Raw genomic sequence first — 18,564 nt, 5'->3', positions numbered from 1 at the left:
GCCCCGGCAGAACCGGGGCTTTCTTTCAAAGTTAGTGACTGAGAGGCTTAGTCTTTAAAAACCTTACCGCCCTTCATGACAAAATCTACGTCCATCAATGCTTTGATGTTCTGCAGCGGGCTTTCATCCATTGCAATAATATCAGCATGCTTGCCGGCTTCAATGGTGCCAAGGCTTGCGCTCATATCAATCAAATCAGCCGCATTCACAGTGGCCGACTTCAGAATATCCATTGGCTTCATGCCAGCTTCGTTCATCAGAACAGCTTCGTAGGCGTTTGTGCCGTGTTTGGACACACCGCTGTCGGTACCGAAGGCAATCTTCACGCCTGCTTTATAGGCTTTCTCGAAGTTCGCTTTCATCGAGCTACCAACTTCAATGGACTTGGCTTTAATCGCCGGAGACATGAAATCAGAGCTTGTTGCCATCTTCTTCACAGTGTCACCCGCAATAAGCGTTGGCACCAGATACGCACCGGTTTTCTTGAATAGCTTGATCGCTTCCGGACCCGTGTAAGTACCGTGTTCGATACTGTCCACGCCTGCTTTCAGCGCAGCAATGATACCGTCTTCCTGGTGTGCGTGTGACGCTACCTTACGGCCCATGCGCTTGGCTGCCTGAACAACCTCTGCCAGTTCGTCAGCTTCCATCTGCTGGCCGGTACCGGTTGCACGGTCTGTCAAAACGCCGCCCGTAGACGTGATCTTAATCAGGTCCGCACCATATTTAATCTGGTGACGGGTCGCACGGCGGCAATCAAAAGGACCATCACATACGGCTTTTGATGTATATTTCTCCATCAGATCAGGCTTCATACCGCTAACGTCAGCGTGGCCACCAGTGATGCCAACACCGCCCGCTGCGATGATCCGTGGGCCATCGACCCAGCCGTTGTTGATGCCGTCACGCAGTGCATACATATACTGCGGGTTCGACCCAACGTCCCGAACCGTGGTAAAGCCAGCTTTCAGTGTCAGCATACCGTAATGCTGACTTTTGATCGCAACCAGCTGATCAGACATCTTCAGCGACTCGCTATCGTTATTTGGACCCAGCTCTCCCTGAAGATGCACATGCATGTCCATCATGCCCGGCATCACAAAGCTGTTTTTCAGGTCAACAACTTCTGTGTCAGCACCGTACGCAGCCGGATCAGCATACCCGGAACGAACTTCTTTAATTTTGCCATTCTCGATAACAATTGTTTGTTCCTTGACCGGATCATTACCCGGGACCGCAAGCAGTTCCCCTGCATGGATCAGCTTCACACCTGCAAGTGCGGTCGTAGAAAATGCTGCGGACAGAATCGCCGTCGCTGCAGCAGTTTTGAGGATGGATTTCATGAAAGCCCCCTTACTGAAATAATTAATAACATTAGAAACGGCGCCATACTGTGGCATCTGAATGGAAAAATCCAGCCTATAAAACCAATCTAAGAGGATTAACTAAAGTTATATAGCGCACACAGCATGTGGCAGAACGTCAAACGCCGCCGGAAGCGACTTTTGATGCTTCTGGCGGCGTATGTAGGCCCCCTTACCCTTCTTTGCCCTGACCTTCTTCTGCTGGAACAATCCGCTTGATAAAGCCTTGGCAAATGGGTTCTTAGGCGGCGTGGGTGATTGGCGTTTTGCCATACCGTCCTCCTGCCTTAGGTACTATGTTTGTATCTGCCCCTCCTTATCACAGGGCAGAACAGCCACTCAGTACCACATTTTATTCGAAGAATCACCTGCCAGATTGTGTGACGGGCGCCGTCCCTTTCAGTTCGCGCAGATACATCTTTACCGTCCCCATATCCAAGGCAAACTCGCCCCGGACAGGAAGATTAAGTCCAGGTACCGAAGCATCATCCTGAAACCAGACCTGGATAAAGTCATCATCGTCTTCATCCTTCCGGGTTTTTCCTTTTTTAGCGTCACGCTCTGCACGGGCACGTTCTTTGGCCTCCCGCTTTTCGCGCTTACGCTTCTCTTCTTCGGTTTCGATCGGAAACCCGGCAATCATTTTAAAATTAAAACGACAGAGTTTCGCCGGGCCAAAATGCTCTGACCGCCGAACCTTTTTAAGATCATCTGCTTCGCCGTCACAGGCCATCAGCAAGTCCAGTACACTGCGCCCGGTATAAAAACGGTGTTGGGCTGGATCTTTTTTGTCTGTTACGGGTAACGGCTGGGTCAATACTGGCAACATTACAGACAAAGGATCAGCCCCTTGCTGCATATCAACCGGGACATCTTCATTTTTGAAATCATCCAGCCATTCTTGCGGCCAATCCAGCTGCGAACCAACAGCCCGGCCCTGGTCATCATAAAAAACTGACCGGGCAAAGTCATCACCGCTCCAGCGACCTGAGGAGGAGAATTCTTTCGGCAACACTTCGCCGGGAGCTAAGAATTTGCCGTACGATGTTACCTGCGACCGACCACTTGAGAATATCTTCATCACTCCGCGGGTACGGAACTTAAAGTCAATCACATACTTCTCGTCTGCCAGGTCAATGACAGTGTCGCTGGTACCAATCAGAAATCCATTCCATACAAAATCATAAACCGCTGTAACCTTCTGTGATTTTGCTGGGACTATAGCACTGCTGGACGTATCCGCAGTGGCACCAGAGGTAACACCTACAGTGAAAAGAATAGCAGCAATACATATCTTAGTATGGATTTTCATAGCCCCTCCACTATAGTCTTCATCCAATATTTGCGCAAACTGAACTGGAAAATCTATGTTTGAATCTTTTTATGAAGATATTGTGGTCGGCGAAACAAGCGAATTTGGCAAACGCGAAGTAACCAAGGAAGAAATCGTGGATTTTGCTTCTAAATTCGATCCACAACCCTTTCATATGGATGAAGAACTGGCCAAGCAATCCGTCTTTGGTAATCTGTGTGCGAGCGGCTGGCATACGGCATCGATGACCATGCGTATCCTCGTAGATGATATGAAGGACAGACGATTCGCTGGCATGGGCTCCCCTGGCCTTGATAAGCTTGAATGGAAAAAACCTGTTTTCCCCGGTGATATACTCCGTGTCCAAAGCACCCCGCTGGAGAAACGGGAAAGTGCTTCCAAACCACACCTTGGGCTGGTAAAAACTGAAACGGTAGTTGTTAACCAAAATAATGAAGTTGTCATGCGCATGGTATCAAACATGATGGTATTAAAAAGAAATCCCAGCTAAACTAAAGTGATTCCATGTGCTGAGTATAAAAGTAATTGCGAGGAAAAATGATGAAACTAAAACTCACACTGGCACTAATTGCAGGATTGGCAATACCTGCCTTGCCGGCCTCTGCAGAATCTGTTGAGGATGCAGAAAAACAATTGATGCAAGCCTGCATGAATGATGACAACAACTCTAGTGAAGGCTGTAAATGCGTGATTGATGGCTTGAAGCGCGAGCTGAAACCAGAAAGTTACAGCATGTTCATGGAGATGTTTTCCGTGGCGATGACAGGGGATGTGGCCGAAATGATGCGGTTTGCCCTAAGCGGTAAAATCCCGCTCGACAAGATGGAAGCCATGGGAACAGAGCTTGAGGCAATCTCTAAGAAACTGGATAAAGAATGCGACGATGTAAATATGATTTACAAGGCTGATCCAACCTAGGGTCTAAGACTGACAAGCATTCAGAAACGGCATCAGGCGCGGACTTTTCCGCGCCTTTTTCTTAGCCGCGCCAGCATTAAGGCAGCGAATATGCCCGCATAAATCAAAGGTTCCACCTGAAAACCCTTCCGCATCATAATGAAATGCACGCACGCCAGAAGCCCGATCAGATAAACAAGTTTATGCAGCTTTTGCCACCGCTTTGCGCCCATACGCTTGATCCAGCCTTTTGTACTGGTAACCCCAAGCGGGAGTAAAAAGAGAATCGCAAGCATACCCACCGTGATATAGGTCCGTTTCAGCACATCTGCCCAAAGCTCTGGCCAGTCAAACGCCATATCGAGCCAGATATAACTGAGCACATGCAGGCCTGCATAAAAAAGCGCGTATAGCCCAAGCATCCGCCGAAACAGCAGCGGTTTCGGCGACCGCAGTACAGTTGCAAAAGGTGTAACAGCTAGTGAAAGCAGTAAAAACCGGATCGCCCAGTCACCGGTAAACCGGTTGGATGTTTCATTTGGATTAAAACCAAGATCATGGGGCAGCCCCCCATAGGCCAGATACCAATGATACACGAGCCATAGTGCCGGGACCAACGACAGCAAAAATATCAAGGGTTTACCCCATACCCTCAGATGATGCACAGAAACCTTCATCAATAATATTTCGCCAGATCCATACCCGCATATAAATCTGCAACCCATTCGCCGTAACCGTTAAACATCAATGTTTTCCTGCGGCTGAATTCACCAATGCGGCGCTCTCTTGCCTGTGACCAGCGTGGATGGTCCACCTCTGGATTGACGTTGGAGTAAAACCCATACTCCTGCGGTGCTGACTTCTGCCAGCTTGTCCGTGGTTGTTTCTCTGTCAGGCTGATACGCACAATGGACTTGATGGATTTGAATCCGTACTTCCACGGCACCACAAGCCTGAGAGGTGCACCATTCTGGTTTGGCAACTCCTTGCCGTATAAACCGACCGCCATCAAGGTAAGATCATTCATGGCTTCGTCCATGCGCAGCCCTTCAACATAAGGCCAGTCCAGCACCGGCCAGCGCACACCCGGCATTTGCTTGCGGTCATTCAGGGTCTCGAAGCGCACATATTTAGCGCCGCTTTGAACGCCAATTTTATTCAGGACAGATGACAAAGGCACACCAATCCACGGAATTACCATGGACCATGCCTCAACACAGCGCAGACGATAGATCCGTTCTTCAAGCGCATTAAAATCAATCAGGTCCATCAAGTCATAAGTACCTGGCCGGTCAACGAGGCCGTCAACACTAACCGACCACGGATCAACCTGCATGGACCCTGCGTTTTCATACGGATCAGACTTGTCCGTACCAAATTCATAAAAATTATTATACTGGGTTACAGCACTGTACGGCGTCAGCTCTTCGCCCGGATCAAACGCAGAAGACTTTGCGCCCAATTCTTTCAGCGTTCGGGCTTCGGTTGGGGAGAAAGCGCCACCAACCAGCGCCGCCCCTGCAATGGCACCCGCACCCGCGATAAACTTTCGCCGGTTCAGGAAAAGGCTTTCTGGCGTCACATCTCTTTCAGGGCTATTCCAGCCATTGCGATTTTTGATCCACATGTCTCGGTCTCCTCATAACTGGTCACAGCCTAACACTCGATCCCTGTACGTCCAGTAACAGGCAGTAGATTTATTGTGATCAGCCTGAATTCCCTCAACCCTAATTATGCCACTGTGATTGCTTCACTTTAATTACTGGCACGCAGCACACCAAAGGGTTCAGCTGTTGCATCCTGCCATACAACCTTGCCGGATGTGGTTTCCGAAATCGTCACAGACAATACTCGATTACGGCTACCACCATTTTGGGCCAACACCTCAAACCGGTAAGATAGCGGGATTTCCACATCACTGTCACCGCTATGACTGTAGCTGGTGATCGTGTCAGCACCTTCAGCCGTTCTGACTTTGACCTGCCCATCCTTACCAAGACAGATCGCCAAACGCCCCAGATTACAGCTCACAGTCGCCGTGTAAGGATAGCGTTTTGCATAAGCCTCCCGCTCCTGACGTGCTTTTTCTGCCTGCTCGGCCTTTTGTTTCTCTACCATTTCCGTATAGGCCGCCAACCAGGCATCCAGCGCCTCTGTCGACGTGTCAACCGAGCTAGCCTGGACAGTGGCATCATAGAAGTTTGACTGGGCAGGGTCCGCCGCATTGCGGTCGACAATCACGGCCTTGTCCAGTAGGGCGCGATTTTTCTGGCTCATATCAAAGCCAAGTATCACATCACTATGCGTCAGCCGCTGTTTCACCTGTGGCGCTACGTCAAGGGGCACTTTAAAGTGCACTTGCCCAATCTCTACTTTATGAGGTGTGACCAGTACGCCTGAAAATACCTGCTGATCAGCGTCATAAACGGCACCTGCGACGCGAACACGCCCGAACATTTTCTGAAGTGCGCCTTTCAGGGTGTCCGCAGCTTTTGCCTGCGCAGCTTTCAGACGTGTTTCTGTTTCAGCAAGGAACGCCTTCTCCTCTGTCTGAATACGGGCTTTATAGGCATCAGACGTTTCAAATTCGCCTTTGGCAGTCGGTTCATACTCTCGGCTGGCAATATCCACCAAACTATTTTGCACCTGCAAATACGCATAGCTGAACAGATCACGGACAGAACCAAGCGGTTGACCCGGTCCAGCTGTCAGCGTCGACACAAAAAACCTCTGCCGCTCCGCCAGTGCTGCAAGCAGACGCTGTTCAAAGGCAGCTGCCAGTGCCTTTTTATCGGCTTCTGCCTTGGCTTTCGCCTCTGCTGCCTGGCGTTTCTTTTCTTCTTTCAGTTTGCGTTCATTTTCTGCCTGGGCAATAGCCGCAGCACGCTCCTGCTCCCGCCTTTCTTTCTCCAGCTGCTTTTCCTTCATCAACTCCATATTCAACTGGCCACGGGTCATTGTCTCGCGTGCCATCCATTTTGAAATGCCTGCATGGATTGCGGCCCGGTCCTGTTGGTAAGTTACCTGATCCGACTTCGGAAAATTCGTCACGAACTGATCATAGTAGGATAATAAATCATGAAAGGTGTTCAACTTGGAACACATAGAGACCGTAGTGTTACCGATATCATAATCACGAATATTTTCGTGGATGCTATGGATTTCTGCACCGATCTGGCGCTGCGATTTTAAAACACTGTCTGCATCTTCGGTGCCGCACACTGAACGGTCGATACATGGCGGGAAAGTGATATTCCAGAAGTCCTCGCGCTGAGCACCAGTTTCAACTCCGGCACATTTTGATGGCATACGAAACATTGCCTCCTGCGCTGATACCGTAGACGAAAAAAACACCAAACAAAAAACCAAAGCACGCATAAAAAGCCCCTGAAAACTGTATGTAAATCAGAGGCTATTTAAAGTAGCTAAATCTTACTATCCTATTAATTTCAAAAGATTATTCACACGTGCATATATGTATTTTGCACGTCATAACCTATGCGTATTTCACTTAAACCTATTCGCGAAATTGATGCGATCAGAAGGTCATTACCGCTGGAAGTCATAGACACTACCTAACTGCAGGATTTGCGTCAGTTCATCAAGTGCACGGAAATTTTCCTCCATCAAGGCAACGTCGCCCAAGTCTTCGCGCGCAACCCGGTCCCGGTAATGCTTTTTCACCCAGTCTTCCAGCGTTGCCACCAACGTATCGGTCAATATGCAGTTAGCACCCAGCGCGGCTTTATCCTCATCCGACATGGCAACACGCAGCCGCAGACACGCAGGCCCGCCGCCATTGCGCATGCTTTGACGCACATCCATATAGTCTGCATGCGTAATCGGCCCGCCTGACGCCAAAAGTTCATCAACATATCGTTTAGTCGACACCGTTTCTGCCACCTCAACCGGCAGGATCAGGGTCATGCCGTCGCGTCCGGGCACACTGATCAGCTGGCTATTAAACAGGTAGCTGCTAATGGCATCCTTCAGAGGAACTGCAGCGTCCGGCACTTCAACGAAATGCATTTCCACATCGCCCACTGCCTTTTGCAGCGCGGCATTAAGCGCCGCGGGGTTTTCGAATGCTTTTTCATGATAGAAATGTACATTCCGGTTCCCAACAGCAACCACATCATTATGGAACGCGCCCATGTTGATCGCCTCCGGGTTCTGGCGCACCACCAGCATGCGGCCGGGACGCAATCCATGCCCAGTTCCCACAGCGTGGCTGCTTTCCATCGTCTGTCGGCCGGGGAATGTCAGATCGTCTGCTTTTTCAAAAGCACCGCGACCATAAACAAACAGGCCAACCCCCTCATCCCCGTACTCGCCACAGAAACGAGTATGGTTTGCAGCCCCTTCATCCCCCATGTGATGTCCACCGGGAATAGCAGCGTGATGGGTAAACCGGTCCCCTTCCGGGAATATGGCCTGCAGAACCCTTCCTGTTGTCTCATGCTCAATTGACCGGTGATACATTGCGGACAGGTTTGCAGGTGTGAAATGCGTCCGTCCATCGGTGGTATCGGGCGACGGTGTAACCGTTGCAGCATTGGCAGTCCACATGGTCGCACTTGACGACAAATTGGCAACTAGCGCTGGATTCGCCATCCATGCAGTCGTAAGAATTTCAGCATCAGAGCCAGAAAACCCAAGTGCGCGCAAGGTGGATAAATGCGGCCGATCATGGGGCGGCAGGATACCCTGAACCATGCCCAGATCACGCATATGCTGCATTTTTGCCAATCCCTGCAGCGCCCCTTCTCTGGGGTTCGCTATCAGTCCTTTGTTTTTTGCAGAAGCAACATTACCGTAGCTCAGCCCTGCATAATTATGGGTCGCGCCGACCAAACCATCAAAATTTGCTTCAAACCACGCCATTTCAAATCCTTTTCACTTGCGCCTGTCACTGCACCGTCAGGCGGCCGTGTTACTTATTCTGTATCCAGTCCCTGCGGCAATGCGCCAATCTCTACCCGGCCACCACTATTATCCATGCTGGCAACCGCGTATGAACAATAATCAGCAGCATAATAGGCGCTTGGCCGATGATTGCCTGACCAGCCAATGCCCCCAAACGGCGCTGTGGACGCTGCACCGGTTAACTGCTGGTTCCAGTTAACAATGCCCGCACGGGCACGGGGATAAAAATTCTCATAGTTCTGTCGATTGTCAGACAATAACCCGGCAGCCAGACCAAATCGGGTATTATTGGCCTCGGCGATTGCTTCTTCGAAATCTTTCACCCTTACAAGCTGCAGAAGCGGTCCGAAAATTTCTTCATCCGGGCGCGTGGTAATAACCGATACATCGACAAGTCCGGGGGTAAGAAAAGCATCGCCGCGGTCAAGGCGCGCTAACGGCTTCAATACAATGCCACCAGCGCGCACCAAATCGTCATAGGCCGCGATGGCCGCTGTTGCTGCCGCCCCGCTGATCACCGGCCCCATGTAGGGAGTTGGATCATCATTCCATGCACCGACCCGTATCCGCGCCATCATATCCACCAATGTCTGGATAAAGGCATCTCCTTCTGCCCCGACAGGAACAATCAAACGCCGGGCACAGGTGCAGCGCTGACCGGAACTGATAAACGCCGAATTAATTGTCAGAAGCGCCGCTGCCTCTTTGTCCTCTACCTCATGTACAATCAGGGGATTATTACCGCCAAGTTCCAGCGCCTGAATAACTTCTGGCCTGTCGACCAGTTGCCGTGCAATAGCCTGCCCCGTACGGGCACTACCGGTGAATAGCAATCCATCAATACCGCGCGATCCAACAAGTGCTTCACCCGTGCTACGTCCACCCTGCACCAGATTGATGACACCCTTTGGCAGGCCGGCTTCATCCCAGATACGAACCATCAATTCAGCTACCGCCGGGGTTTGTTCGCTGGGCTTAAACACCACCGTGTTCCCCGCAATCAGCCCAGGAACGATGTGACCGTTCGGCAGGTGACCGGGAAAATTGTAGGGGCCAAAAACTGCCATAACGCCGTGCGGCCTATGGCTAAGACGGGATTTAATCGGGCCATTCTCGGCTTCCCGTGTACCTGTCCGTTCCTCATACGCCTTGATAGAAATTTCTACTTTGCCCACCATGGCGCCAGCTTCGCCAAGCGCATCCCAGCTGACTTTGCCCGCCTCCCGGGAAATCAGTTCCGCCATTTCCGATTTACGCTGTTCTAGAGCTGCGGCATATTCGCGAACATGCTGTACGCGCTGTTCAAGCGACAGAAAACCCCAGCTTTCAAATGCTGCACGGGCGATGGTTACAGCTTGTTCAACCTCTTGCTCGGTTGCCTCATTACCCTGCCAGACAGTCTCACCCGTGGCGGGGTCCAGTGATTGAAAGGCTGCGCCTGAACCTTCTGTCCAGTTCCCTCCGATAAAATGCGTCATGCTATTCCCTTTCAGGGTCTGATAATTACGTGTCTGCCAATAGTGGCGCTGTTCTGACGGCGTCGCCTGCCTGAATGTCGAGCAATTCTGCAGAGCCCTTCGGTATCCAAAGTCCACTGGCTGTATCCACTGCATCCGTCAATATAGCTTTGAAACCTGCAAGTTCCTGATTACAGGCCAGGTGGGCAAAGTCATGACCGGCGCCATCAACAGTACCGCCAAGCGTTGCTTCGCTGCTTGTACGAACGGTGCGAATATTGTCGCGGCTGACTTCCATTGCCGGGCCGGCATCAAAAATATCGACCGCGCCCGAGAAACGAAAACCCTCAGATTCCAGCATATGGATCGCGGGCTTGGCATTATCATGGGGTCTGCCGATAACCTTTTGCGCACTGGACGGCAGTAGCGCTGTGTAAATCGGAAATTTCGGCATCATGTCGGCGATAAACTGGCTGTTGCCACGCCCATTAATTTCATCTGCTTCCGCAAAACTTACACCGAAAAAATGTCTGCCAATTGCTTCCCAGAAAGGGGAGCTTTGATCCTTACGGACCCAGCCTCTGATCTCGGATATTACCCGCTCAGAAAACCGTTCCGGGTGACAGGCCATGAACATATAGCGTGCTTTTGAGAGCAGTTTTCCCAGATTATCACGGCGATATTCCGGCGCCAGGAACAAGGTTGCTACTTCGGTCGCGCCGACAAAGTCATTGCTAAGCTGCAACAATTCCGTATCGACGCGCATTTCAGGTTCATGGCTGACCTGTGTGATATGAAGCAGGCGATAACTGTAAAAAGGCCGATCATACCCAACACCAGAAATGATCGCGCTGGTTCCGGCGATGGTGCCGGTTTCTGTGTCTTCCAGGACAAAAAGATAGGTTAGTTTTTTTTCAGAGAAGGTCTCTGCAGAAAATGCCTCCTGCGAGGCATGGATTTTCTCCAGAAGCGATGGCTCATGCGCTGGCAGAGTTGTAAGCCCTGTCCCCGTTTTCGCAGCAAGGTCCATCAAACCGGGTAAATCGCTTTCCCGGACGGCTCGGACAACAAGCATTGGTTATTCCCAATATTTCCCCGCCTTACGAGGGTAGCGGGTTATTCCCTCTCTTCCTTTCTACCGGGCGGAAATGACGCTGTCCAGTGCTCCGTGCGCAAAAGCCGTCAGGATTAGAAAAGAAAGTTTTGCCCGTTCAGAAAGGCTTTCTACAATCATAAACTCTTCATCACTGTGGATCATACCGCCGCGCACACCGAGCGTATCAACATTGGGTAGCCCTGCCGCCGCCAGATTATTGCCTTCGCAGCACCCGCCCGTTGGCACATAGGCAATGGATAGCCCCAGTGACTTGCCGCAGGCCCCGATCAAATCCATCAGTTTCAGATTCGCATCGGAAAGGGCTTTTGGAGGACGATTAATGCCGCCAAACAGTTCCACCGTAAAACCATCTTCCGTATTTGCAGTGTCGATAATTTTTTGAACTTCCCCTTCAAACCACGGGGCGTCCTCTGGCGCCTTCAGTCGGACATTAAACCTGCACATGGCAAGGTCCGGCACAATATTCGGGGCAACACCGCCTGTGATCACCGCTGGATTTACCGTCAACCCTTCCCGACCACCGGTTAGGGCTGAAAGCTTGCCAATAATACCTGCCAGCAAAACAACCGCATTGCGTCCTTCGAAGAACTCCCTACCCGCATGGGCTGCCTTGCCCTGAACCCGGACTGTATAATTACCACTGCCCTTACGTTCACCAGCAAGCGTACCGTCTGCAAGAGCCGGTTCATACGTCATGCCGATATGTGCAGCCTGTGCCCGATCGGCCAACAGGGGGGCCGATGCAAGCGATCCTGTTTCCTCATCCGGTGACAGGAGCACTTCCCAGCCAACGTTGGCTGCGGCCGCCGTCTTCTCAAACCCCTGCAGAGCGTGCAACATCACCAGTATGCCGCCTTTCATATCGGCAACACCGGGGCCGTTCAGGGTGTTTTCATCCAGCCAGTGGGTTTTCTGAAAGGCACTGTTTTTCGGAAAAACTGTATCATAATGCCCGGTCATCAACACGCGCCGATTGGCTGTCGGGCGTTTAAAAATGCGGATTGTGCGACCATTAGCGACCTGGGTCACTTCTCCCGAGTCCAGCACAGTTTCCGTATCCTCCAACTGAATTAGCTCGATTTCAGTATCCAGACAGCGGAAGGCAGAGACAATTTCGTCTTCCATCGCGGACAGACCATCAAGGTTGCGACTACCACTGTTGATATGAGACCAGTTAATAACAGTTTCCTGCATGGATACCTGCTGCGCATCAAGCCAGTCCAGAGTCGTCTTGACCTCGTCAGTAACCAACAAATTCATTAGATCGTTCGACATATATCTCTCTACACATTCAAAAATGATCAACTTTCAGCATTTCATCGCTGAATAAACACAAGTTATCGCAACATCTTTATTCTTGGAGCAAATTAGGCTAAGCTTACACAATAAAAACAAATAGGGAAACGACTGGTCAACAGCGATTTCCCGCACCCATGTCTTAGAAGCAGGGTTACAGCGAGGATAATATTATGAAAGCTCTCATTATTGATGGTGAGGAACTCTATCGTTTGTCTTTAAAAGAAGTCGTTTCTGCGGCTGCCCCTTTTACTGACGTTGTCGAAGCAGACAGCAACACCACATTTTTGGCCAAAACGGCAAAACATACGAAATTTGATCTGATTGTCATCCACCCTGCCTCTTTAGGCGGTGACGGCGCAGATTGTCTGAAGGTGGCGCATCGCCTTTATCCTTCAACGGCTATTCTTGCAGTGGCAGATGTCAAAGGAACGCAAATCCCCGAAGGCGCCACAAGTTCGGTCCACCGCAGCGCCAGCGTTGTTGATATCATCCGACATGTCCGCCAGATACTACGTATGCCGGTTGATAGTCTGGGACGTATGAGCAACACACCAGCAACCCCAGATATCCATAGTGCGATCAAAGACGAATTCACCGATTTTCAGACCAATATGATGAAACAGGATGCACACAATTCGGCAAACATCGACCTGAAGCGTCTTTCCTTCCGACAGCGCCAGATCCTCGCCATGGCCGCAGACGGACTCCCAAACAAGGAAATCGCAGCACAGCTTACTATTGCCGAAGGTACGGTGAAGGCACACATGCACGCAATCTTCAAGGTGCTGGGTGTGTCAAACAGAACACAAGCCGTTATTCGGTATGGTGCATCGGGGCAGAATGTTCGCCCTGCACCTGTAACAGAGGGCCCGCACAGCACAGATCGCACACCAGCAGGGACACGCATGGACAGCCACAGAGGCTGGCATGACATGGGCCTGTAGCACAGGATATTGCTGCACCTGACCTAGCAAAATGCAAAAGCCCACACCGTTTCGGCGTGGGCTTTGTCTTATCATATCTTACGAAGCGCTCAGGCATACGGCCTTCGCGCTAATCACCAGGACTATAAACTACCGTCCAGGTGCTTAATCACACCCGAGAAATCGACGCCGCCATGCCCGGCATCTGTCATCGCGCTGTAGATTTTTTTCGATAGTTCGCCAAGCGGCGTTTGTACACCCGTGGACTGTGCTGCTTCCATCGCAAGGCCAAGGTCTTTCAACATCAGTGCCGTTGCAAAGCCCGGTTGGTAGCCATTATTCGCCGGTGATGTTGGCAGAGGGCCGGGTACAGGACAGTAGCTTGTCAAAGACCAGGACTGGCCAGATGCGTTTGATGCAATATCGAAAAACACCTGATCATCCAGACCAAGGGACCGCCCCAGATTAAAAGCCTCGCAGGTGCCGATCATGGAAATTGCCAGCAACATATTATTACAGGCCTTGGCCGCCTGCCCATTGCCGCTATCTCCAGCATGAACAATCTTGGCACCCATCGGGTCCAGAACAGGCTGCGCCCGATCAAAGGCATCTTTTGAACCGCCAACCATAAAGGCCAGTGTCCCAGCTGCAGCACCGCTTACGCCGCCAGACACAGGGGCATCAAGCATGGCACAGCCTTTATCCGCCGCTGCGGCAGATACCGCACGCGCAGTCGCCACATCAATCGTGGAACTGTCTATTAGCAAACAGTCAGAACCGCAGTTTGCCAGAATACCGTCATCCCCCAGATACGTATCCTGCACAATCGGGCCAGACGGCAACATGGTAATCACACAGTCCACATTCGACGCCGTTTCGCCCACACTGCTGCAAACGGTACCGCCCGCTTCCTTGAAGGCATTCAAAGCATCGCTGGACAGATCAAAGCCCTTAACCATAAAGTCGGCACCCAGCAGGTTTTTCGCCATCGGCAGTCCCATGTTTCCAAGGCCAATAAATCCAAGTGTTTTCATCTTACTTTCCTTCCAGCAACAGGGTTACACAGCAAGCTCACACCCGTCACCAAGCGGTGCAAAATATGCAGCAACTGCCTCATCAGAAACATCCGCAAGCGTAGCAGGGGACCATGTCGGCTTATTATCTTTATCAATCAGGATTGCCCGCACACCTTCGAAAAAGTCAGCGCCTTCCATCATGCGGTTCACGATCCGAAACTCCATGATCATCGCATCGCGGAATGTTTCAAGTGCCTCGCCTCTGCGCAACTGCTCAAAAGTTACTTTCAGAGAGGTCGGCGATTTGGTGGCCATAATATCCGCCTGTTTCTGCGCCCAGTCGGACGTATCCGCCCGCAGGCCTGAAATGATGTCCTCGACACTGAAACCGGCAAAATGCTCGTCAATACCATCAACAAATTCCATCAGCGGTGCACTGCCCGGATCGCTGTGAAACGCATCCAGAACGTCTTTGACACAGTTGCCGCAGTGAATGGCCTTGATCGACAAGGCTTCGATAAGCTCTGGAATATCAGCTGACGCGACTACATGACTGGCAAGACCCAGTGCGTGCAAATCGGGTGCCTTTAAGCGCGCACCGGTAAGTGCAATGAACATCCCGCTTTCCCCCGGCATGCGCGGCAGGAACCACCCACCTCCAACATCAGGGAACAGCCCCAGACCGGTTTCTGGCATTGCAAACAATGTCTTTTCAGTCGCTACCCAGAAATCACCCGGGATAGAAACGCCAACGCCGCCCCCCATGGTGATACCGTCAACCAGGCTGATATAAGGCTTGGGAAACTCGGCAATGGCGACATTCATTAGATATTCGTCATGGAAAAACGCCCGCCATTCGTCTGTGCCCGCCTTGTAGGACTGTGCGACTCTGACCACATCACCACCAGCGCAAAAGGCTTTCTCGCCGCTGCCGGTTACCACCACCGCCTGCACCTGATCATCCTTTGTCCAGACCGCTAACTGGTCCTTGATCGCCACGGCCATACCGTGCGTCAGACTGTTCAGCGCCTTAGGCCGGTTCAGGGTAATCAGGCCAATGGATCCCTTGATTTCAAAAAGGGTTTCGCTATCGCTCATACTTTTAGTCCTTTAACAAATCACGTGCGATGACAACACGCATAATCTCGTTCGTACCTTCCAAAATCTGATGCACACGCAGGTCGCGCAAAATTCGTTCGATCGGATAGTCCATCAGATACCCGTAACCGCCAAAAAGCTGCAGGGCGTCATTGACAACAGTGGAGCCAACATCAGTGGCAAACCGTTTCGCCATTGCAGCCGACGCGGTAGCATCTAATGCCTTGGCACTGACCTTTTGCGCGGCAGCATACAGTAGAAGCCTTGCTGCCTCTAACTCGGTTGCCATATCTGCCAATTTAAACTGAGTTGCCTGAAAATCAGCAATCGACTTGCCAAACTGCTTGCGGTCCTTGGTGTAGATAATGGCTTCATCAAGCGCGCGCTGCGCCCCGCCGATGGATGCGGCTGCAATATTCAGTCGCCCCCCATCCAGACCCTGCATGGCAATTTTAAAGCCTTGGCCTTCGGCACCAATAAGGTTTTCTAGCGGAATTCGGCAATCATCAAACATGACGGCGGAAGTAGGCTGGCTATGCCACCCGAGCTTGCGTTCCTGCGCCCCAAAGGAAAGCCCAGGCGTACCCTTCTCGACAACAAAACAGCTTATCCCTTTTGCACCGTCATCACTTGTACGGGCCATAACCACATACACATCAGAGGTTCCGCCCCCGGATATGAATGCCTTGGCACCGTTAAGAACATAGCTATCTCCATCCCGGACAGCACGGGTTTTCAAAGACGCTGCATCAGACCCCGCACCAGGTTCGGTCAGGCAGTAGCTCGCCATTTTCTCCAGCGTTACCAGCTCTGGCAGATATTTAGCCTTAACCGTTTCGGATCCGAACTGATCAATCATCCAGGCTGCCATATTATGAATGGAAATCATTGATGCTGTGGACGGACAGCCTTTTGAAAGCTGCTCAAAAACCAAAACGGATTCAACACGGCTTAACCCACATCCACCTGCGTCTTCACTGATATAAATACTGCCGAAGCCAAGCTCGCCCGCCTGTTTCGCAACATCTGCTGGCCAGATTTTCTCTTCGTCCCAGCGGGCTGCCTGCGGTGCAATTACATCTTCCGCGAATGATCGCGCCATATCCTGTATGGCGCGCTGATCCTCGTTTAACTGATAGTCCACAACATTTGTCCTTTTAGTTTTCAGCCTTCAGGTGCGTTTCCAGGAAACGTGCCAACCGGCGGAAATGGGTAATTCTATTCGACATTTTCCGAATACCGTGCCCTTCATCGGGGAAACGGAGATACTCAACCTCATACCCATTATCCCGGATGGTTTTGACCATATCATCGGTTTCTGTCACCGGATCCCGGGGGTCATTGACACCGTGTTCGAAAAACATCGGCGCCTTAATTTTGTGCGCTGTGTTTATCGGAGAATTTTCCGCATAAAATTTCTGCCACTTTGGATCGCGGATATCACCATATTCAATCAGGTCACTGGCTTTCAGCCCCGGTGATGCAGTTTCAAGCGCACGCACCCAGTTTGATACACCGACAAATGAAGCACCGGCCTTAAACACATCGGGATACAGCCCCATCACGGCATTGACCATATAACCGCCATAGGACCCACCCATCACGGCAGCATTGTCGGCATCCACGCGCCCGTCTTCCCGCATCCACGCAACCGCATCAACAAGATCACGTACGCTATCAAGACGTTTTTCCTGATTATCAAGACGCATATAGGTTTTACCAAATCCAGTGGAGCCGCGTACATTAATATCCAGAACGGCGATACCCTTGCCCACCAGATACTGTGCGGCAGGCTGCCACCGTGGCCGTGCCTGTGCCGTTGGCCCGCCGTGCACGTCAACCACAACCGGCGGCTTTTCCACACCCTTGGGCAAATACAAAAGACCCTGCACGGTAACGCCGTCCCGCGCTTTGAATGTCACCGCTTCTGGCTTGACCATCGTGTTACGGTCTAGACCGGCCATTACAGGTGCTTTCAGATGCCGCATTTCACCTTCTGACACCTTCCAGAGATAGACATCACCAGGGCTTGATGGCCCTGTAACTGTAATCGTCATCCAGGACCGGTGCATATTCACCCAGCTGATACTGATCACGCCGTCTGGCAGGTAGGGAACGCTGGCCGCACGATTTTCTTTAAAATCCCACAAATGCAGACGGTCATACCCACCTTCATTGGTTGTCCATGCCAGATAACGGCCTCCGCCACACATACGGACGTTTTCAACATCCATGTCAGGCTCGGAGATAAAAGACATTTCACCGGTTTCCATGTCATAGGATGCAAGTGCCTGATATTCACGGTCCTGATTAGTGGCGAAATAGAAGCGTGTGCCGCGCCAGTACCAGGTAAAGTCGGTATAGGCGGACGCCACCTCCGGCTTGAACAGCGGCTTCATCTCTCCCGATTTAACATTTAACAGGAAAACATTGTTGGCATCTTCCCCAACCGTCTGACTGACGATGACGTTATCACCGTTTGGTTGCCAGCTAACAGGATAGTATCCAAAAGTACCTTCATACACCATGCGCGTGTCGCCACTTTCAAGGTCAGTGACATAGATATCAAAGTCACGGCCATTACGTTCGGTCGACGCATAGACGATTTGCGTGCCGTCGCTGGAAAAGGCCCCGAACTGGCGATAGGCATTAGAATGCTCCAGCACCTGTTTCTCAGAACGACCGTTTGCAGCCAGCAGATAATAAGCTTCCTGTTCGTCACCGTTATTGTCCGCACCGTATAGAATATGCGTTCCCTCTGGATGCCACCGGTAGAAAGTAACCCCGTTACCAAAAGTAAGCTGGGTTTCACCAGTACCGTCATCATTCATGACCCAAACCTGGGGAATACCGGTGGCGTTGCTGATATAGGCAACCTTGCCGCCCATAGGAGCGATCTGAACGGACCGGACACTGCGTGCCATCAGATAGCGTGTGATATCCGCAGGAACTTCACCCGCCAACCCAACGGATACTGGCTCTGAAACCGGCACATCCTGCGGATATGGCCAGTCAGCAGATTCTGCATATAAAACCGATGATGACATTAATGCAGCAAGTGCTACTATCCCGAACTTCCGAACCATTTTCTTTCCCCATATAGTCTTTTGTAAATGCGTTTTTCGCAAACCCGG

17 protein-coding genes are annotated in these 18,564 nt (G+C 51.3%); 3 read left to right on the top strand and 14 right to left on the bottom strand.

Annotated elements, in window-relative coordinates:
* Positions 1–47 precede the first annotated feature (47 nt).
* The 3 genes from IE181_RS05825 to IE181_RS05815 form a co-directional block, all read right to left on the bottom strand.
* Positions 48–1,343, bottom strand: coding sequence for a metal-dependent hydrolase family protein (locus IE181_RS05825; RefSeq protein WP_191250750.1), 1,296 nt, complete (start codon positions 1,341–1,343; stop codon positions 48–50).
* Positions 1,344–1,451: 108 nt separating this feature from the next.
* Positions 1,452–1,637 (bottom strand): alternative ribosome rescue factor ArfA, encoded by a 186-nt coding sequence (gene arfA / locus IE181_RS05820; RefSeq protein ID WP_191250748.1) that lies wholly within the window; start codon positions 1,635–1,637, stop codon positions 1,452–1,454.
* A 91-nt stretch (positions 1,638–1,728) separates the two neighbouring features.
* Complete coding sequence (locus IE181_RS05815) at positions 1,729–2,676, bottom strand: DUF3108 domain-containing protein (protein WP_191250745.1); 948 nt, start codon at positions 2,674–2,676, stop codon at positions 1,729–1,731.
* A gap of 55 nt (positions 2,677–2,731) precedes the next feature.
* Here IE181_RS05815 and IE181_RS05810 point away from each other — a divergent pair, with 55 nt between their 5' ends.
* Positions 2,732–3,187, top strand: a complete 456-nt coding sequence (locus IE181_RS05810; RefSeq protein ID WP_191250743.1) for a MaoC family dehydratase — start codon at positions 2,732–2,734, stop codon at positions 3,185–3,187.
* 50 nt (positions 3,188–3,237) lie between these two features.
* A complete protein-coding gene (locus tag IE181_RS05805) occupies positions 3,238–3,615 on the top strand; it encodes a hypothetical protein (RefSeq protein WP_191250740.1) in 378 nt (125 codons plus the stop codon).
* Positions 3,616–3,647: 32 nt separating this feature from the next.
* Here IE181_RS05805 and msrQ read toward each other — a convergent pair whose 3' ends face one another.
* The 7 genes from msrQ to IE181_RS05770 form a co-directional block, all read right to left on the bottom strand.
* Entirely contained in the window at positions 3,648–4,271 is a 624-nt protein-coding gene (msrQ, locus tag IE181_RS05800) for a protein-methionine-sulfoxide reductase heme-binding subunit MsrQ (RefSeq protein WP_191250738.1), read from the bottom strand.
* Positions 4,271–5,221 (bottom strand): protein-methionine-sulfoxide reductase catalytic subunit MsrP, encoded by a 951-nt coding sequence (gene msrP / locus IE181_RS05795; RefSeq protein ID WP_191250736.1) that lies wholly within the window; start codon positions 5,219–5,221, stop codon positions 4,271–4,273. The genes msrQ and msrP overlap by 1 nt, the downstream gene beginning before the upstream one ends.
* 128 nt (positions 5,222–5,349) lie before the next feature.
* The gene (locus tag IE181_RS05790; protein WP_191250734.1) at positions 5,350–6,903 is read right to left on the bottom strand and encodes a hypothetical protein; all 1,554 of its coding nucleotides are present in this window, start codon (positions 6,901–6,903) and stop codon (positions 5,350–5,352) included.
* Between the two features lie 240 nt (positions 6,904–7,143).
* Positions 7,144–8,478, bottom strand: a complete 1,335-nt coding sequence (gene astB, locus IE181_RS05785; protein WP_191250732.1) for an N-succinylarginine dihydrolase — start codon at positions 8,476–8,478, stop codon at positions 7,144–7,146.
* A gap of 53 nt (positions 8,479–8,531) precedes the next feature.
* Complete coding sequence (gene astD, locus IE181_RS05780; protein ID WP_191250730.1) at positions 8,532–9,998, bottom strand: succinylglutamate-semialdehyde dehydrogenase; 1,467 nt, start codon at positions 9,996–9,998, stop codon at positions 8,532–8,534.
* A 25-nt stretch (positions 9,999–10,023) separates the two neighbouring features.
* The gene (gene astA, locus IE181_RS05775) at positions 10,024–11,052 is read right to left on the bottom strand and encodes an arginine N-succinyltransferase (RefSeq protein ID WP_191250728.1); all 1,029 of its coding nucleotides are present in this window, start codon (positions 11,050–11,052) and stop codon (positions 10,024–10,026) included.
* Positions 11,053–11,112: 60 nt separating this feature from the next.
* Entirely contained in the window at positions 11,113–12,369 is a 1,257-nt protein-coding gene (locus IE181_RS05770; protein ID WP_229819163.1) for a hydrolase, read from the bottom strand.
* 194 nt (positions 12,370–12,563) lie between these two features.
* Between IE181_RS05770 and IE181_RS05765 the strand changes: the two genes are divergently transcribed.
* Positions 12,564–13,337 carry a response regulator transcription factor gene (locus IE181_RS05765; protein ID WP_191250726.1) on the top strand — a complete coding sequence of 258 codons (774 nt, stop codon included), beginning with the start codon at positions 12,564–12,566 and terminating at the stop codon, positions 13,335–13,337.
* Positions 13,338–13,459: 122 nt separating this feature from the next.
* On the opposite strand, the gene mmsB is transcribed toward IE181_RS05765, so the two are convergent.
* The 4 genes from mmsB to IE181_RS05745 are packed head-to-tail and all read right to left on the bottom strand — an operon-like array spanning position 13,460 to position 18,516.
* Positions 13,460–14,350 carry a 3-hydroxyisobutyrate dehydrogenase gene (mmsB, locus tag IE181_RS05760; RefSeq protein ID WP_191250724.1) on the bottom strand — a complete coding sequence of 297 codons (891 nt, stop codon included), beginning with the start codon at positions 14,348–14,350 and terminating at the stop codon, positions 13,460–13,462.
* Positions 14,351–14,374: 24 nt separating this feature from the next.
* Entirely contained in the window at positions 14,375–15,430 is a 1,056-nt protein-coding gene (locus IE181_RS05755) for an enoyl-CoA hydratase/isomerase family protein (RefSeq protein ID WP_191250722.1), read from the bottom strand.
* 4 nt (positions 15,431–15,434) lie between these two features.
* On the bottom strand, positions 15,435–16,574 hold the full coding sequence (locus IE181_RS05750) for an acyl-CoA dehydrogenase family protein (protein ID WP_191250720.1): 1,140 nt from the start codon (positions 16,572–16,574) through the stop codon (positions 15,435–15,437).
* A 13-nt stretch (positions 16,575–16,587) separates the two neighbouring features.
* A complete protein-coding gene (locus tag IE181_RS05745) occupies positions 16,588–18,516 on the bottom strand; it encodes an alpha/beta hydrolase family protein (protein WP_191250718.1) in 1,929 nt (642 codons plus the stop codon).
* Positions 18,517–18,564: the final 48 nt, after the last annotated feature.

This window comes from Kordiimonas sediminis (genome assembly GCF_014656395.1).
GTDB classification, from domain to species: Bacteria; Pseudomonadota; Alphaproteobacteria; order Sphingomonadales; family Kordiimonadaceae; genus Kordiimonas_A; species Kordiimonas_A sediminis.
The sequence above is the reverse complement of the archived record's forward strand: the minus strand, read 5'-3'. Positions and strand labels throughout refer to the sequence as shown.

Bases quoted from the DNA above. Each gene is read 5' to 3' on its own strand.
- astD (WP_191250730.1), bottom strand. From the start codon at position 9,998: ATGACGCATTTTATCGGAGGGAACTGGACAGAAGGTTCAGGCGCAGCC.
- IE181_RS05825 (WP_191250750.1), bottom strand. From the start codon at position 1,343: ATGAAATCCATCCTCAAAACTGCTGCAGCGACGGCGATTCTGTCCGCA.
- IE181_RS05805 (WP_191250740.1), top strand. From the start codon at position 3,238: ATGAAACTAAAACTCACACTGGCACTAATTGCAGGATTGGCAATACCT.
- IE181_RS05810 (WP_191250743.1), top strand. From the start codon at position 2,732: ATGTTTGAATCTTTTTATGAAGATATTGTGGTCGGCGAAACAAGCGAA.
- IE181_RS05745 (WP_191250718.1), bottom strand. From the start codon at position 18,516: ATGGTTCGGAAGTTCGGGATAGTAGCACTTGCTGCATTAATGTCATCA.
- msrQ (WP_191250738.1), bottom strand. From the start codon at position 4,271: ATGAAGGTTTCTGTGCATCATCTGAGGGTATGGGGTAAACCCTTGATA.
- mmsB (WP_191250724.1), bottom strand. From the start codon at position 14,350: ATGAAAACACTTGGATTTATTGGCCTTGGAAACATGGGACTGCCGATG.
- IE181_RS05770 (WP_229819163.1), bottom strand. From the start codon at position 12,369: ATGTCGAACGATCTAATGAATTTGTTGGTTACTGACGAGGTCAAGACG.
- IE181_RS05815 (WP_191250745.1), bottom strand. From the start codon at position 2,676: ATGAAAATCCATACTAAGATATGTATTGCTGCTATTCTTTTCACTGTA.
- arfA (WP_191250748.1), bottom strand. From the start codon at position 1,637: ATGGCAAAACGCCAATCACCCACGCCGCCTAAGAACCCATTTGCCAAG.
- astA (WP_191250728.1), bottom strand. From the start codon at position 11,052: ATGCTTGTTGTCCGAGCCGTCCGGGAAAGCGATTTACCCGGTTTGATG.
- astB (WP_191250732.1), bottom strand. From the start codon at position 8,478: ATGGCGTGGTTTGAAGCAAATTTTGATGGTTTGGTCGGCGCGACCCAT.
- IE181_RS05755 (WP_191250722.1), bottom strand. From the start codon at position 15,430: ATGAGCGATAGCGAAACCCTTTTTGAAATCAAGGGATCCATTGGCCTG.
- IE181_RS05790 (WP_191250734.1), bottom strand. From the start codon at position 6,903: ATGCCATCAAAATGTGCCGGAGTTGAAACTGGTGCTCAGCGCGAGGAC.
- msrP (WP_191250736.1), bottom strand. From the start codon at position 5,221: ATGTGGATCAAAAATCGCAATGGCTGGAATAGCCCTGAAAGAGATGTG.
- IE181_RS05765 (WP_191250726.1), top strand. From the start codon at position 12,564: ATGAAAGCTCTCATTATTGATGGTGAGGAACTCTATCGTTTGTCTTTA.